Source organism: Simiduia sp., assembly GCF_058345725.1.
This window is the reverse complement of the sequence record NZ_JBTUOC010000073.1, coordinates 1-15,648: the sequence shown is the minus strand read 5'-3', so window position 1 is coordinate 15,648 and position 15,648 is coordinate 1. Positions and strand designations below refer to the sequence as shown.

General features: G+C 56.8%; 19 protein-coding genes. 15 read left to right on the top strand and 4 right to left on the bottom strand.

Annotated features, from left to right (window positions below):
* The coding region (locus ACW8F6_RS15405) for a Vgb family protein (protein ID WP_491576767.1) at positions 1 to 865 on the bottom strand (865 nt) is incomplete at its 3' end.
* Positions 866 to 990: 125 nt separating this feature from the next.
* The gene (locus tag ACW8F6_RS15400; RefSeq protein WP_491576766.1) at positions 991 to 1,572 is read right to left on the bottom strand and encodes a hypothetical protein; all 582 of its coding nucleotides are present in this window, start codon (positions 1,570 to 1,572) and stop codon (positions 991 to 993) included.
* Between the two features lie 201 nt (positions 1,573 to 1,773).
* Here ACW8F6_RS15400 and ACW8F6_RS15395 point away from each other — a divergent pair, with 201 nt between their 5' ends.
* The 6 genes from ACW8F6_RS15395 to ACW8F6_RS15370 all read left to right on the top strand — a co-directional run bounded on the left by ACW8F6_RS15395 (position 1,774) and on the right by ACW8F6_RS15370 (position 5,853).
* Positions 1,774 to 2,697: a hypothetical protein gene (locus ACW8F6_RS15395; RefSeq protein ID WP_491576765.1), complete on the top strand. Its 924-nt coding sequence runs from the start codon at positions 1,774 to 1,776 to the stop codon at positions 2,695 to 2,697.
* Between the two features lie 161 nt (positions 2,698 to 2,858).
* Complete coding sequence (locus tag ACW8F6_RS15390; RefSeq protein ID WP_491576764.1) at positions 2,859 to 3,191, top strand: PDZ domain-containing protein; 333 nt, start codon at positions 2,859 to 2,861, stop codon at positions 3,189 to 3,191.
* Between the two features lie 35 nt (positions 3,192 to 3,226).
* Positions 3,227 to 3,805 carry a GNAT family N-acetyltransferase gene (locus ACW8F6_RS15385; RefSeq protein WP_491576763.1) on the top strand — a complete coding sequence of 193 codons (579 nt, stop codon included), beginning with the start codon at positions 3,227 to 3,229 and terminating at the stop codon, positions 3,803 to 3,805.
* A 115-nt stretch (positions 3,806 to 3,920) separates the two neighbouring features.
* A complete protein-coding gene (gene sugE / locus ACW8F6_RS15380; protein WP_491576762.1) occupies positions 3,921 to 4,256 on the top strand; it encodes a quaternary ammonium compound efflux SMR transporter SugE in 336 nt (111 codons plus the stop codon).
* The gene (locus ACW8F6_RS15375; RefSeq protein ID WP_491576761.1) at positions 4,253 to 4,864 is read left to right on the top strand and encodes a PepSY domain-containing protein; all 612 of its coding nucleotides are present in this window, start codon (positions 4,253 to 4,255) and stop codon (positions 4,862 to 4,864) included. Before sugE ends, ACW8F6_RS15375 begins: the two co-directional genes overlap by 4 nt.
* Positions 4,865 to 4,923: 59 nt before the next feature.
* Positions 4,924 to 5,853: a M14 family metallopeptidase gene (locus ACW8F6_RS15370; protein WP_491576760.1), complete on the top strand. Its 930-nt coding sequence runs from the start codon at positions 4,924 to 4,926 to the stop codon at positions 5,851 to 5,853.
* Here the strand turns inward: ACW8F6_RS15370 and ACW8F6_RS15365 are convergent.
* Positions 5,850 to 6,254: a VOC family protein gene (locus tag ACW8F6_RS15365; RefSeq protein WP_491576759.1), complete on the bottom strand. Its 405-nt coding sequence runs from the start codon at positions 6,252 to 6,254 to the stop codon at positions 5,850 to 5,852. The genes ACW8F6_RS15370 and ACW8F6_RS15365 overlap by 4 nt on opposite strands.
* Positions 6,255 to 6,447: 193 nt before the next feature.
* Between ACW8F6_RS15365 and soxR the strand changes: the two genes are divergently transcribed.
* The 8 genes from soxR to ACW8F6_RS15325 all read left to right on the top strand — a co-directional run bounded on the left by soxR (position 6,448) and on the right by ACW8F6_RS15325 (position 12,816).
* Entirely contained in the window at positions 6,448 to 6,924 is a 477-nt protein-coding gene (soxR, locus tag ACW8F6_RS15360) for a redox-sensitive transcriptional activator SoxR (protein ID WP_491576758.1), read from the top strand.
* 149 nt (positions 6,925 to 7,073) lie between these two features.
* Positions 7,074 to 7,574 (top strand): aminoacyl-tRNA deacylase, encoded by a 501-nt coding sequence (locus ACW8F6_RS15355; protein WP_491576757.1) that lies wholly within the window; start codon positions 7,074 to 7,076, stop codon positions 7,572 to 7,574.
* A gap of 133 nt (positions 7,575 to 7,707) precedes the next feature.
* The gene (locus ACW8F6_RS15350; protein ID WP_491576756.1) at positions 7,708 to 8,106 is read left to right on the top strand and encodes an acyl-CoA thioesterase; all 399 of its coding nucleotides are present in this window, start codon (positions 7,708 to 7,710) and stop codon (positions 8,104 to 8,106) included.
* A 143-nt stretch (positions 8,107 to 8,249) separates the two neighbouring features.
* Positions 8,250 to 9,293 carry an efflux RND transporter periplasmic adaptor subunit gene (locus ACW8F6_RS15345; protein WP_491576755.1) on the top strand — a complete coding sequence of 348 codons (1,044 nt, stop codon included), beginning with the start codon at positions 8,250 to 8,252 and terminating at the stop codon, positions 9,291 to 9,293.
* Between the two features lie 20 nt (positions 9,294 to 9,313).
* Entirely contained in the window at positions 9,314 to 10,009 is a 696-nt protein-coding gene (locus ACW8F6_RS15340; RefSeq protein WP_491576754.1) for an ABC transporter ATP-binding protein, read from the top strand.
* The gene (locus ACW8F6_RS15335; protein ID WP_491576753.1) at positions 10,006 to 11,163 is read left to right on the top strand and encodes an ABC transporter permease; all 1,158 of its coding nucleotides are present in this window, start codon (positions 10,006 to 10,008) and stop codon (positions 11,161 to 11,163) included. The genes ACW8F6_RS15340 and ACW8F6_RS15335 overlap by 4 nt, the downstream gene beginning before the upstream one ends.
* A 2-nt stretch (positions 11,164 to 11,165) precedes the next feature.
* Positions 11,166 to 12,344, top strand: coding sequence for an ABC transporter permease (locus ACW8F6_RS15330; protein ID WP_491576752.1), 1,179 nt, complete (start codon positions 11,166 to 11,168; stop codon positions 12,342 to 12,344).
* A 151-nt stretch (positions 12,345 to 12,495) separates the two neighbouring features.
* Complete coding sequence (locus tag ACW8F6_RS15325) at positions 12,496 to 12,816, top strand: cupin domain-containing protein (protein ID WP_491576751.1); 321 nt, start codon at positions 12,496 to 12,498, stop codon at positions 12,814 to 12,816.
* A gap of 3 nt (positions 12,817 to 12,819) precedes the next feature.
* Here the strand turns inward: ACW8F6_RS15325 and ACW8F6_RS15320 are convergent, their stop codons facing one another.
* The gene (locus tag ACW8F6_RS15320; protein ID WP_491576750.1) at positions 12,820 to 13,590 is read right to left on the bottom strand and encodes a type IV pili methyl-accepting chemotaxis transducer N-terminal domain-containing protein; all 771 of its coding nucleotides are present in this window, start codon (positions 13,588 to 13,590) and stop codon (positions 12,820 to 12,822) included.
* A 620-nt stretch (positions 13,591 to 14,210) separates the two neighbouring features.
* On the opposite strand from ACW8F6_RS15320, the gene ACW8F6_RS15315 reads away from it, so the two are divergent.
* Entirely contained in the window at positions 14,211 to 15,383 is a 1,173-nt protein-coding gene (locus ACW8F6_RS15315; protein WP_491576749.1) for an alginate export family protein, read from the top strand.
* Positions 15,384 to 15,648: the final 265 nt, after the last annotated feature.

Sequence of the window (15,648 nt, the reverse complement as noted above, 5' to 3'; positions counted from 1 at the left end):
CCCGGGTTTGCGGATCGGGTAGCCGATAGGTGGTGACAGCCATGGTTTGCGGATTTATTTTCACCAGGCAGTTGCTGCCATTGCAGGCCACCCAGGGCGCGCCCTGGGCATCCAGTTTAATCCCGTAGGGGCGGGCGTTGGGCGTGGGCAGTGTGATGAGTTGTATAGCCCCGCTGGCCGGGTCCAGGCGACCCACCTTGTTGCTGTGCTGCAAGGTAAACCACAGCTTGCCGTGCCGATCAAAAATTGCCGTGTGCGGATCGCGGGCCTCCGAATCCGGCATAGGATATTCCGTCAGTTTGCCGGTGGTCGGATTCAGCATGCCCACAGTGCCGTTCCGGTTGCCCGTGTACCAGATGTTGCCAGCCGCGTCGGCGGTCACCGAGTGCGGCATAGCGCGGGGCGGCAGCGGGTACTCCCGCATTTCGCCGGTGGTTGGGTCGATGCGCCCGATCAAATTACCCCACTGGCCCGCCCACCAAATAGATCCGTCGGGTGCCTGCACCGGATCGCGCGCGCGCTGGCCCAAGGTGGGCACCACCCATTCTTTGAAAGCCAGAGTGGTATTGCCCGCCAGCAAGTTGGGGCTGCGCCTTTGGCTTTCCGGGAACTGCTTGGCCAGGTATTGCACCATCACCCTTCGCTCTGAGCCGGCGGGCAAGGCCACCATGGTGTCAATAAGTGCATCCCAGCCTGCGCGGCTGTAGCCGCTGCTGTGCGCCAGACGATCCAATTGGTGACAGGCCGTGCAATGGGTTTGCAGCAACGCGAGCGCGCGAGCATCGTCGGCAGCGGCTTCAGCCCACACGACGGCAGACTGCGCACACGCCACTATTAACCCCGCCCGCAAGAGTGTCCTTAACATCGACCAGCCCTCTCTGTTGTGGTTTTGGCCAATTATATCGGCCTGCTAGCGCAACCGGCCATCCCTACCCACTGTATCGACCCACAGTACCGACCAGCCTTACCCACACGCGATTAACGGCACAATTACAATTGCGTGTAATTAGTCACCTGTCTGATGGCCGATATCAGGCTCACAACTTTGTACTTATAGCAGGTAAGCGACAGGTTTTTCGCCGCACCTACGCTGCCAAAATAGGTTTCCCAAGCCGAACCACTGGTTAACAATTCGTACAACATGTCGCTCAACTCAGTGGCGCTCCAGTAGTGTTTATAGCCACCCGGTTTGTGCGCCGGCGCCGAGCCGCCCGCACCCGCCACATACTGTTGCACTGTGTAGTGATTTTCATAGGCTATGAACACCGTGTACACCCAGCCGTGCGGGTAGTCGTGCTTGTACCAGGGCACCACCACAAAGTGGTGCACCGGAGCGCCTGTACTAAAGTGCCATACGGAAGTTTCCGACGTGATGCCGGAAAAACAAATTAGCCGCGCAATGTCGTCCTTCAAGGACTTGCCGGGTGCCAGCGCCACACCCTTGTCATCGTTTTGAAGGCTGCCGCACACAGCCGCACCAACGTGCACCGGCACCGCCGGGCAGTTGTCCAAGGCCATCAGCGTCGCGTTGTTTACCAGCGCATTGATTAAATCGGGGCCATTGTTAGCCATAGGTTCCTCTCCCTGTGAATAAAGTTATTCAAGATCACTGTTGATCAGTGCAGCAAATGTTTGACGCGTTAAAGAACACACAAGCTCAACGCGACTAGTACGCTCGCTTGTTGTGCCCTATGATCAGCTTTCCCGTCACCCGTCTGATCACTCATCGTCTATCACAGTGTGTGGCCTTCACAACAGCAGAGCCTGATTACTATGCCCGCTTACGCCCAAATTAATGCATTTTTGCAAATTGTTACGGCCACAAATCCAACTTATTCACGAGTAAAAACCAGCTCGCTTGCACCTTTAGTAGCAATACTGCGCGACGTCAACGGCACGGCGGCGCAGGTGACGGGCGCTATTGCCAACCTGCGCGGGCGCCAGGACGCCGCCTATGGCAATAAAGCCAATAAATATAAAAAGGCATTGCACTTTTTGCAGCGCACCTACCCCATTGCGCAAAACCAATGGGCCGCACTGGGCGCCACGCGCTCGCGGGCCATTCGGTTTACACAAACGCCTCTACCGGCAAACTTCAACCCCTATGGCCCCGGTATGCACCACAATTTTCAACGCTTGCAACCGGCAAGTCAGTGGGTGGGGCCCAACATCTCCAGTATCGAAGACTTCGTGTACCAATCGGCGGCACCCGTCGGTGCGGTGCTCATCCACGTGGACGCCGTCCAGGGTGGCATGCAGACACTGATCGACGGCATGACGGTGATCGATCATATGAAGTCGGTGCTCACGGCCGTCCGCCACAGAAACGGCAATGTCTGCGCCCTGCACATTGGCAACACCCAACCGGTGTGCCAGGCGCTACAACCCGAATTCAACGCCTTTGCAGCACCCGTCGCCGTCAACGAACAGGGGCATCGCCACATGGGCAGTGTGCATGCCGCCTTTCGAAACTTTATTGGTCAGTATCAAACCGTTGTCGTCATGGGATTCGATGCATCCATATGTGTACGAGGTAATCTGTTTGGTGCCCCCGAGTACCCAAACCCACCCGTGGCCCAAGGCACATCCTCGCTGCCACCAATCACATCGCTGGCCAATGTCGTAACCTCGCGCGCAGTACTGGTGTCGATGGGCGCCATTAACGGGGCCGAGTACGGCGCCATTAACGGCTGGTAACGGCTGGCTCGCGGTGAATATTTTCAGTAGGCTGTGCATTTTTGACACAGCGCCATTGGGCCAAGCCAATTGAACCGCGCTATATTGTCGCCCGCCAAGATTACATCAGCAGGCATTTGCAACACCGACGTCGCAAATACCGCAAACACTCAGGACAATGTATGAAATTTTTCGCAATCGCCGTTTTATTCCTGTCGCCCGCGCTCTGTTTTGCTAAAGGCAGCATTGGTATCGCCGCCGAAGTGGGTACCGACGGTATTTTCAGCCCCGAAATCAGCCACTTTAAAATTTCCGAGGTCAAACCCGATTCGGCGGCCGAAGCGGCCGGCATTTTGGTGGGCGATCAGGTGGTGTCCATCGACGGGTGCCGTATACCCGGCTGCCCCGCCAGCAAAGCCAAAAAATTAATGGCGCGCGAAGCGGGCGATACACTGCCCTTGACCATTCAACGCAATGGCGGCGAAGAAACATTAATTACCATTCACGTGCGCTAAGGGCACGCCGAAAACCTCGTCGTTTACAGCAAACCATGCCATCGTATTTTCACATCGATCGCGACATTGCCCTCGCACCTTTGCAACTCGCCGATGCCCAGGAAATATTCAACCTGGTGGCGCAGCACCGCGCGCACCTGGCCGCGTTTTTATATTGGGTGCCGCAGGTGATCGATGTGCCCACTGCCGCCGAGTATATTCGGCAACGCATCGCCAGCGGCTTGCCCAATGCGCGCTGGTTTAAGGTGCAGTATCTGGGGCGCAGCTGCGGTGTGTTTGCCGTTAAATCGATCGACTCGGCAAGCCACACGGCGGAGCTGGGTTACTGGCTAAGCCCAGATCAACAGGGTCTCGGAATTATCGGCCGAGTGATTGCGCGCCTGCCGCAACTCTTCGCCCAGCAGCTGCCCGACTGCCCAGTGCGCGCGCTGGTCTGGCACTGCCTAGAGCAAAACGCGGCCAGCATTCGCATTGCGGAAAAAGCCGGCGCCATCTGCGTGGATCGATTGCCAGACCACAGCGCACCCAATGGCCAGCGCCAGGACTTGCTGATTTACCAAGCGCCACTCAAACCTGTCGCAACAGCCTGCGCCAGTGAAACACAGGCCACTTGAGGCCCCTACTTAAGCGACACTGCATCGATAAAAATCGCGGCCACACCGGTGCCAAAACGGCACTCAAACCCAGCGGCCTGTTACCATGGCGCCTTTTACCACAGAGAATCATTTTATGGCTTGGGTTTATCTGGTGCTGGCGGGCATCTTCGAAATTGTTTGGGCGCTGGGGCTTAAATACAGCGAGGGCTTCACCCGCCTTTGGCCCACCGTGCTTACGCTGGGCGCCATGTGCATCAGTTTTGGCTGCCTGGCGCTGGCCTTAAAAAGTATTCCTATCGGCACCGGCTACGCCATTTGGACCGGCATTGGCGCCGTGGGCGTCGCCCTGGCCGGCATTCTGTGGCTGGGCGAGCCGGCGGAGCTCAAGCGCTTGGCCTGCATCGGTTTAATTGTGGCGGGCATTGTCGGATTAAAATGGCTGACACCCACAGGCGCAATGCACGGATGACACATAGACCTTTACACCGCACACTCGGCATTCTGCTTTGCCTGCCACTGTTTTGTTGGGGCGCCACGGGCTTGGTGTTTTATTTTAAACCCGGTTACGCCGACGCCTACGCGCAACTTGCGGTAAAAACCTATCCGCTGCCCGCGGATGCCTCGCTCACACCGCAGCCCGGTTGGCAGGATGTGCGCTGGCTACACACAGTGTTGGGGCAGCACCTACTCGGACAATTGCAGGGCGCGCCCTTTCACGTGAACGCGCTCACCCAGCAACCTTTCCCACCCCCAACCGCTGAACAACTACGCGCGCTGATCGACGACGCCATCGACCACCATCCAGTTCGCTACGGTCGAGTAGCTGAAGTGCAGGACCTGAGCGCCACGACGACGACCGGTGTGCAGATCACACTCAATTGGCAAACCTTGCGCCTAACGCAGCGGGGCGCCGACACAGACTTGATCGACACCCTGTACAATATTCACTACCTGCGCTGGACCGGCAATCGCACCCTGGACCAAATCGTCGGCCTGTTGGGCATCGGCCTGTTATTTGCGCTCACCGGTTTAGGCGTACAACTTTACTGGCGCGGTCGGCCAGGGCGCAAAAAATAACATGGGCCGTGCGGGCTAGCGCGAATAAGCGCGCCACCGCACCCGAACAGGAATCACACATGACAGACACACACTACCCCATTGGCACCCCGGGCCAAGCCTGGGGCGCCGCCGAAAAAGCCCAGTGGTTAGAGCAGCAGCGCAGCCACCGACGGCACGCCCAGGATATTCTGCCGCGCATTCACGCTCTGCCGCCGTTGTTTCGCGTAGCGCAATACGGCGAGCTCGACTATAGCGCGCTACCCACAGGCAATCGCTACCCGCTGCTGGCGGTACACGCACCAGCGGTTGCCGGGCGCCCCACGGTCCTGATCACCGGCGGCGTGCACGGCTACGAAACCAGCGGCGTCATGGGCGCGCTGGCCTTTCTGGAATCCGAGGCCGCGCACTATGCGGCGCACTTTAATTTAATCGTGGTGCCCTGCGTGAGCCCCTGGGGTTACGAAACCATCAACCGCTGGAACCCCCACGCCATAGACCCCAACCGCGCCTTCGGCGAGGCGGGCCAGGCCCAGGAGTCGCAGTCCTTAAAGGCCTACCTGCAGCAACTGGCCATCACCCCGCTGGCGCACATAGACCTGCACGAAACCACCGATTCCGACAACGCGGAATTCCGGCCCGCGCTGGCGGCGCGCGACGGCGTAACCAACAAAAACTGGAACATTCCCGACGGCTTCTACCTGGTGGATTGCAGCAGCCGGCCCACGCCCGCCTTTCAACGCGCCATACTATCGCGCGTCCAAACCGTGACCCACATTGCCGAGCCCGACGCCGACAATAAACTCATCGGCAGCCCAATCAGCCAGCCCGGCGTTATCGAATACGCCACCCAAAAATTGGGCCTGTGCGCCGGCATGACGCAGGCGCCCTACACCTCCACCACCGAGGTCTACCCAGACAGCCCCAACACCACACCCGCGCAGTGCACCGCTGCACAAGTGGCGGCCATCTGCGGTGGGCTGGATTACCTGCTGACGCAAAACGCCTAGTTCCAGGCCGCGCGAATCGGTTCTGTCTCTGGGCTGGTAATTTCGTGATAGTGGCCAAAGCGGTCGGTGAAATACAGCGAGCAGCTAGCGCCGTGATCGGCGGTGCGCAGCGACAGTCCACGATCTTGCAGGTGGCGCTGCCAGGCCAGCAATCCCGCACCCGAGGCCTTAAAGGCCAGCGCTTTGAGCGGCGTATATTCATCGGCCTGGAACAGCGCCAAGTGCACCCGGCCAGATGCATCGGCGATAGTTAAGGGCCCGGTTGGGGTATTCCAATCGCGTAGCGACTCGACAATGTGAAAGCCCAGGTTCTCGCTGTACCAGTGCGCCGCTTGCGCTTTGTCGGGCACTAATAAATGCACGTGATCAATGCCCAGTAGCTCGGGAAATTCGCTGTTCATTTGTTCACCATCGCTGCATTAAATTGTTGCCAAAAAGTTTGCGCAGATTGCGCGTTAACGGCCAGGATGAATTGTGTTGTTGCGATCATAGTGTGCCTCCTTGGGCGCTTGACTGTGATTGGCCGCGAGTGTAAAACCTCAAGTTAACTTGAGGTCAACCTCTTCACTAAAAACCTAAACGCCGGACACTCCCATGGCGCGAACACACTCAGAAAAACTGCTGTCTGTGGGCCAAGTGGCGGCTCGCAGCGGCCTTAGCGTGGCCACCTTGCACTTCTACGAGCAGTCGGGATTGATCAGCAGCCAACGCAATGGGGGCAATCAACGCCGCTACCCCATGAGTGTGTTGCGCCGCCTGGGTGTGATTAAAACCGCGCAGCGGCTGGGTATTCCTTTGAAGGAAATTGCCGCCGCACTGCAACAACTACCGGAGCAGCGCACGCCCACCAGTGCAGACTGGCGCAAGCTCTCAACCCAGTGGCGCGCGCAATTGCAAGCGCGCATTGCGCAACTGGAAAAGCTGCGCGATCAGTTAGACGGCTGTATCGGTTGCGGTTGCCTGTCGCTTAAAAAATGTCAGCTGCGCAATGCCGGCGATGCAGCGGCTGCCCGCGGTACCGGCGCTGTGTACCTGCAAGCCGCCGCCACTGCGTCGCCCAAAAGCCAGTAATCTTATGGCCAGCGCTGCGACAACGCGTTATGGCCAAGGGAACTTAGCCGCGCACTGGTAAGCCCTATTCCTTCTTAGCTATTCACGTCCTGCGGTGGGATCATAGGCCTGTCTGACCCCAGGCACGACAGACGCAAAGGAGGACACCCATGCAAATTGCTCAATCGGTGGCCAACTACCTACACAGCCGCCAAATACCACACGACATCGTCGAGCACCCGCGCACCCAGTCTTCACTGCAGACAGCCCGCAGTGCCAGGATCGCCCCCGCCGTACTGGCAAAGGCCGTGGTGGTTAAAGAAAACGACCTGTTCATCATGTGCATCATGCCCGCTACCCACCTGCTGGTGCTGGATTGGCTGGATCGCGAGCGCGGCGGCCGTCACCGGCTGGCACTGGAAGCGGAGCTGGAAGATCTCTTTCCAGATTGTGCCCTCGGCGCTGTGCCCGCGCTGGGCCAGGTGTACGGCATGAAAGTTATCTGGGACAACAGTCTCAACAACCACAAGGAAATTTACTTTGAAGCGGGCAACCACCGGCATCTGGTGCACCTTGATACTCAGGCCTTTGTTAGCCTGATGTGCCAGGTGGAACACGCCACCATTGCCTGCCCTCAGGAGTCCGCCGAGTTTCGACGCATCACCCATTAATCCTAATCATCGCCGTTCCGGGGGCGCAGTGCGCCCCCGATGTATGAGTGTGCTTCATCGTTAGCTTGAAAGTAATTGGTTTGGCCCGCCACCCGGGCCCCGGTACACTGGCGCCTGACACAGGAGCCCCACCATGACCGAAGCCTTTTCCCGCCGCCAGGCGCTGTCTGAAACCCGAATTGTAAAAGCGATTTTTCCCAATACCACCAACCACCACAATACGCTCTTTGGCGGCCAGGCGCTGTCCTGGATGGATGAAGCGGCATTTATTTCGGCGACCCGCTTTTGTCGCAAACCCCTGGTTACCGTTTCCACCGACCGCATTGATTTTAAAGAGCCCATTCCCGCGGGCACCTTTGTGGAACTGGTGGCGCGCGTAATCCACGTGGGCCGTACCAGCCTCACGGTGCGCGTGGATATTTGCATTGAAAGCATGTACGCCGACGGCCAGCACCAGGCCATTAGCGGTGAGTTCAAATTTGTCGCCATCGACGAGCAGCGCAAACCCACGCCGGTCTTCGATCAGACGTAACGCTTTTTTCCCATCCAGAAAAGTGGGACTATAGGCCTCGCCGCAGCCATACTAATAACACCATTGCGAGGCCTGCTACCGCTCACTGAGAGCGAAAGGTACAAGGCTGTACTCCAGGCATTCCGCGCCAGGCTCGCACAACAGTGACCGATCACATGGACAGCGATACACGCAACACCACAGAGCTATTACACAAACTCAAAATCGACCGCGCGGCGACCGCGACAGCCAGCGGAATCAGTCGCGGTGCGGTACTGGCCATTGCCATTAGCACAGCCCTTGTCGGGGCGGCACTGGGCTATGGTTTAGCGCCGGAAAGTGCGCCGGCCATCGCACCGATACAAACCACCGAATCCGTTTCCCAAGCGCCTGCAGCCGCACCTGTGCCAGAAACACGCGCGGACACACCGCCGGGTGCAACCGGCAACGCGGTACTCAATGCCTCTGGCTATATCACCCCGCGCCGCGTGGCCACTGTGTCGGCCGAGCTGATGGGATTGATTAAAACCGTCGAGGTCGAGGAGGGGATGGCCGTCAGAGAAGGGCAAATACTGGCCCGCTTGGACGACACGCTGGCGCAGGTTAGCTTGCAGCAGGCACAAGCCATGGTGACGGCGGCCAAGGCGCGGCTAGACAGTGCCATAGCTGCACTGGCGGAGGCCGAGCGACAGGCCCGGCGGGCGCAAGAAAACCAATATTCCAGCGAACTGGAAAAAACCCAGGCCAACACCCAGCTGGCCACCGCACAGGCCAATCGTGCGGCCGCCCACGCCGACTGGCAAAGCGCGCAATTTGAAGCGCAGCGACGGCGCGAAGTGTTAGACGACCACACCATTCGCGCGCCCTTCGCCGGTGTTGTCACCGTTAAAAATGCCCAGCCCGGCGAAATTGTGGCGCCCAGCTCGGCCGGCGGGGGTTTTACCCGCACCGGGATTTGCACCATCGTTGACATGGACTCGCTGGAAATCGAAGTGGATGTCAACGAATCGTTTATTGGCCGCGTCAGCGCGCAGCAGAGGGTGGAGGCCAAACTCGACGCCTACCCAGACTGGGCCATACCCGCCAGCGTTACCGCCATTATCCCCACCGCCGATCGCGGCAAGGCCACGGTGCGCGTACGCATTCAAATAGACTCCAAAGACGACCGCATACTGCCCGACATGGGCGTTAAAGTGGCCTTTTATTGAACCTGAAAGGGAAGCAAACCATGCACACTGAACACCTCTTCGATCTACAAAAAGTTGCCAAGCGGTTTGTCAAAGGCAAAGAGAGCATTACCATTTTTGAGAACTTGAATCTGAGTATCAACAAGGGTGACTTTGTAGCAATTATGGGACCGTCTGGCTCGGGTAAAACCACTCTGTTAAATCTATTGGGCGGAGTGGATCAACCCACCGAAGGTGAAATTCTATTTGACGGCGATCGCATAGACGCGCTTAGCGAGAATCAATTGGCAAAGTGGCGCGCCAACAACGTGGGCTATATTTTTCAATTCTACAATCTAATGCCCATGCTCAACGCCGCCCGCAATGTAGAGCTGCCTTTGTTGCTCACCCAGTTATCAAGCAGTGCGCGCAAACAAAGCGTTGCCACTGCGTTGGAACTCGTCGGGCTGGCTGATCGCGCTAAGCACATGCCCAGCGAACTGTCAGGTGGACAGCAGCAGCGGGTTGCCATTGCCAGAGCTGTGGTTTCCGATCCTAAACTGCTGTTGTGTGACGAACCAACCGGCGACCTCGATCGGGCCACGGCCGATGAAATCCTTAAAATGTTACAGTTGCTAAACCGCGAATTTGGTAAAACCATCATTATGGTGACCCACGACCCCTCGGCCGCCAAGTATGCCAATCGCACGCTGCACTTAGATAAGGGCCAATTTGTCGACAAGGAATTGGCGGCATGAACGACCTCTACCTGATCTATAAAAACCTAACGCGCAAAAAGTTGCGACTAACACTTACGGTTTTTTCCATCTTCATTGCATTTACAATCTTTGGCGCTGTATCGGCGTTAAAAGGCTCGCTGGATTCCGGCATCGAGATGTCGGCCGACAATCGGTTAGTGACCGTCAATAAAATCAACTTTACGGTGCCGCTGCCCTACGCCTATGTGAATAAAATTCGCGCCATGGAGGGTGTCAAAAATGTCACCCACGCCAACTGGTTTGGCGGCTACTACCAGGAACCCACGGTACAAATCATTTCCATGGCCGTCGATCCAGACACCTACTTTGATGTGTACAACGAGCTGTTGGTTAATCCCGAACACATGCAACAGTGGCGCGCCAATCAAACGGGCATGTTGGTGGGCGAGCGTTTGGCCAAAGTGTATGGCTGGCAAGTGGGCGATCGCGTACCTATATCCTCCAACATTTTCTCCCAGAAAACCGGCGGCCAGACCTGGGAGTTTACGGTGGATGGCATTTTTAGCGCGGAAGATGCCAAAGTGGACACCGGCTACATGGTCTTTCACTACAGATACTTTCGAGAGACTAACAGTTACGGTGGCGATAACGTGGGCTGGCTGGTACTGACTACCGACGACGCAACCTTAAACGAGCCGGTGGCCAAGGCCATCGACGAAGCCTTTGCCAATTCCAGCGCCGAAACTGAGACCAGTACCGAAAAGGCCTTCAACAAAGCGTTTTTAGAGCAGATAGGCAACATTGGGTTGATTATTTTTGGCGTCGTATTTATGGCCTTTTTTACCATTCTGGTGGTGGTGGGTAACACCATGGTGCTGGCCATCCGCGAGCGCACCAATGAAATTGCCGTACTGAAAACCTTGGGCTTTACGTCGCTGCGCATTTTTAACATGGTGCTCGCCGAATCGCTTTTGCTGGCTTTCATCGGTGGACTGCTGGGCTTGGGCGCCGCCACATTGATCGTGGCCGCCATGTCGGAACAACTGGCGCGTTTTCTACCGAGCATCGCCGTGGGGCCGGATGTGATTGGCCAGGCCTTGGTCTACATGACACTGCTGGGTTTAATTACCGGCATTGCGCCGGCCCTCAATGCCCTGCGCCTTAACATTGTCACTGCCTTCAGTCGGGGTTAATTATGATGTCATTTCTTGCACAAACCTGGGCCGTGATTGCGATGAACGTGCGCAGCCTACCTCGGCGCTTGTGGATGAGCCTGGCCATGGTACTCGCCAACGCCGTTGTGGTGGCTATATTGTTGGCATTTTTAGCCATGGACAAGGGCTTTGAAGTCACATTACAAGGCGCGGGCTCGCACGATATTGCGCTGTTTTTACGGGGTGGCTCCGCGGCGGAGCTCAACAGCGGGCTGGGCCGCGAACAGGTCAACCTCATCGCCACGGCGCCGGGCATTGCCCAGGGCGACAATGGCCCAATTATCTCGGCAGAGCTCTATGTTATCGTGGACGGCATTAAGCGCGCCTCGCAAACGGAGGCGAACTTACCGCTGCGCGGACTGGAGCTCGCAGGTGTCGACATGCGCACGGGCTTCCAAATGGTAGAAGGCCGCATGTTTACGCCCGGCACCAACGAACTGGTGGTGGGCCTGGGCGTGCAGCGCGAGTTTGAAGGTTTTGCGGTGGGCAACACCTTGCGCATCGGCAAATCCGAATGGCGCATTGTGGGTAGTTTTAGCACCGGCGGCAACGTTTTCGAAAGTGAACTTTGGGCAGACCTGCGGGTGATTCAAAGCGTGTACAATCGCGGCAGTAGCGTACAAACTGTGCGCGCCAAACTCACCGAGCCGGGCCAGCTGGACGCAATCAAGGCCTTTGTCGACAACGAGCCACAGCTCAATGTCGACGTCCAAACTGAACAGGATTATTTTGCCGGCCAAAGCAGAAATCTTAGCTACATGGCAATCTTCGGACAAGTCATCAGCGCGGTGATGGCGCTTGGCGCCCTGTCGGGTGCACTCAATACCATGTACACCTCGGTGGCCGATCGCGCCAAGGAAATCGCCACACTCAGAACACTGGGTTTCAATACCGGCTCTGCGTTTTTGGGTACCTTGGTGGAAGCGATGGTGTTGGCGGCAGTCGGCGGCGTGATCGGCGCCCTGTGTGCCTATCTGTTATTCGACGGGCTCAATGCGTCAACACTAGGAGGCAGTTTTACTCAGGTGGTGTTCAGTTTTCGCTTAAACGCCGAGCTCATAGGTCAGGGGATGCAAATGGCGCTGGTTATTGGATTCATCAGCGGCGTATTTCCAGCCTGGCGCGCCGCACGGATGCCGGTCTTGCTCGCATTTCGCTAAGGCCAACGCTAAACGCACGCGCCTTGACGTTCGTCTAGCGCTTACAGTTGTCGCGCGCTCTACGCCGTCCAATCAGACGGCGCAGAGCGGCGTTCGACACAGATGCATCTTTTTACGATTACACGATATCTATTAGATTCAGGAGTGCGCCGTGCACCCCAATAATATCTTTACCAAGCTGCCCGACGCCTCAACCGAAGAAATTTTTGAAACGCTGGTGCGAACGCCGGGTATGCACATTGAGCGCATTGTCAGCCAAGGCCAATCGACGCCCGCCGGCGAGTGGTTCGATCAACCGCACGACGAATGGGTGCTGCTACTGGCCGGTGCGGCGCGTCTGGGCTATGCTGACGGCGAGTCTCGACACCTGCTACCCGGGGATTGGCTAATTATTCCCGCCCATTGCAAACACCGCGTGGAGTGGACCTGCCCCAAAGAAACCAGCATTTGGCTGGCCGTGCACTACCGCTAAGTCTTAGAGGGCAGCGTAAAGCTTGGTCACATCGTCCATATTTTTAAGCATCGCATCGGTGGTGCCGGTGATCACGAAAATCAGTCGATCCCCCGTCAACGCCATCAAACCGTCGAAGCCTTTTTTTGCGTAGATGAACTGGCCCGCTACCCTGCGCAACTTCAAGGTTACAGCCTCCGTATTCAGCTCACTGGCCTGCAAGAGTTCAAGCACCGCCTCATACTCTGCCAGATCCGCGTACAGGGCGTGAATGCGCTCATCGCCACCTAATGACAAAAAATAAGAAAAATAATTTTTTGCTATGCGCTGGGACAACATGCGCTGCCTGCCCGCGATATTCACCAGCTCACCGGACTTCGACCCCGACAAGGCCTCTAACGCCTGCACGTAGCCGTGCGCACTGACCAGAAGATCATCGCTTTGGCGCAGCAGTGACTCTGCATTACTCAAACTCGCCGGTGCCTCCGCTAACTGCTTATAACTTTGCCACTGCAACATCACTTTATGCAGCTGCAGTGCAATGGGCGCAGCCGGCGAAAATGTCGACAATAGCGCAGCATTAGCTTCAAACTGCGCGATGGCGCGCCGCATACGATCGCGGCCCTTAGTACTTTCAGGTTGAATAAGCACCAATAGATAACTGTTCGCCACGCGCTGCGACAACATGCGCTGCTGCCCTGCTTTGTCAATGGCCTCACCCAACGTTGCAGCCTGAGCCTGCAACGCCATCATGGCGCTTAGGCAAGCGACTAATAGCCCCTTTACAATTCTCATATCGTTACTCCAATTCAAACAACCCAGCGAAGCTGTTCGCCTGTGCACTTCATCAATGGATCTACCAACTGATAATCAACAGAGCAGAAAGTGTGCCAGGCCACAACGCACTCTACTCAAGAGCGACACCTGGCTTTGATAAATGCTTTTTGAATATCCGACCTGCTATGGCTCGCCCAACACACATTCATTGCGTTATACGCCTCGCACTGGGCCGGAGTTATCGCCCTGTTAGCCTGCCTCTATTAAGTCGGGGCGCTGTCTATCCGGTGGACCGAAGCAGTGCAAGCTGCACCACCACGCGCATATTCAGCAATCGCCCTGCACCAAAACAGCCAATTTTTGTGGCGCAGTGCCTCATGGCGGATCAAGACTGGGGTAAACTGCCCGTCCTACCGACCGCTTTGCAATTGCAGCTGAGTAGCAAATTATTTAGACACTACCGGCTGCCAGGCGCCCTATTTCCGCGGGACAACGGGACTTGATCTTGCGACCATGGGTGCATCGAGTCGCGCCAATGAATTCGTTGGCACATATATTGATATGAAAAGCGTTATAAAAATCATCGCCAATAAATTATTCAACGACAGTTTTAACAACCACTACCGGGTAAAACTCACATGAAGAAAATCGTACTCGCCATTTCCACCTCGTTGCTGGCTACCACCAGTGTCGCAGACACTGCGCTCAAAACGTTTATGGACGACAGCAAAACACAACTGGATTTACGCTACCGCTTCGAGGGTGTAGAACAATCGGGCTTTGACAAAGATGCGGCGGCAAACACCTTGCGCACCCGCCTCAGCTTCACCTCGGGTGCAGTCAGTGGCATCACCCTTGGCCTGGAATTTGACGACGTTCGGCACCTGCTGGACGACGATTTCAATAGCACACAGAATGGCAATAGTACCTACCCAGTCGTGGCGGACCCCAGCGGCACCGACCTGAATCAGCTGTACGCTAAGTATCAAGCCGGCGGATTTTCCGCCACCGGTGGTCGCCAGCGCATCGTGCTCGACGACCAGCGATTCGTGGGCGGCGTAGCCTGGCGACAGAACGAACAAACCTACGATGGCGCACGCTTTCAATGGCAGGGCGGTGACGTAACTGCGGACTATAGCTATGTGGCTCAGGTAAACCGTATTTTTGGACCGAGCGGGAGCATGGCAACTCTCGACGGCGACGTGCACCTATTAAATGCGGCATGGCAACCAAGCGAAGCGCATAAGCTGGTGGGCTTCTTTTACGACATGGATTTCGATAACGCGGCAGCGGCCTCCAATCAAACCTACGGCCTGCGTTACCAAGGGGATTTTAATCCGGTCAGTTTCATCGCCAGTTATGCCACCCAATCCGAATCAGGCGATGCGAGTGCCAGTTACTCGGCTGACTACTACCTATTGGAAGCCAAGGCGACACTGGCAGGCGTTGCACTGACCGGTGGTTACGAAGTGCTGGGCTCAGACGCCGGCGTTAAGGGCTTTCAAACGCCACTTGCGACCGGCCATAAATTTCAGGGCTTTGCCGATAAGTTTTTGGGCACGCCTGCTGCAGGCATACACGACGCATACATTGGCGCCGCTCTACCTGTCGGGCCCGTAAAACTCGCGCTGACTTACCACGATTTTTCCTCCGATCAGGGCAGTACTGACTACGGCACAGAATGGGATCTGGTGATCGCTTATGCGGTGACGCCCCAGTTGAAAACCCTGATAAAGTTTGCCGACTACGCCGCCGACGACTATGGCGCAGACACTCAGAAACTGTGGTTGCAGGTACAGCTTAGCCTGTAGCACCAACCCAACTATTACCACAGTGCATAGTCGACAAGGGGCCTCATGAGAGGCCCCTTTTTTATTCCTTGCCTGTGATACACGCTATCTCCGGCGCCCGTACGTCTGTTTCAACCCGCACCCGCTTCGCACCAATTGTGCGCTCCCCCTGCCTTCAAGCGCCCAAGGTTAACCCACTATTGGCGCCACAGCGCACTCAAAATGAGCGACATAGCGCCAGATTGACGCAAGCCTTTGGCCTGCAGCGCACATTATTGCACCGGCA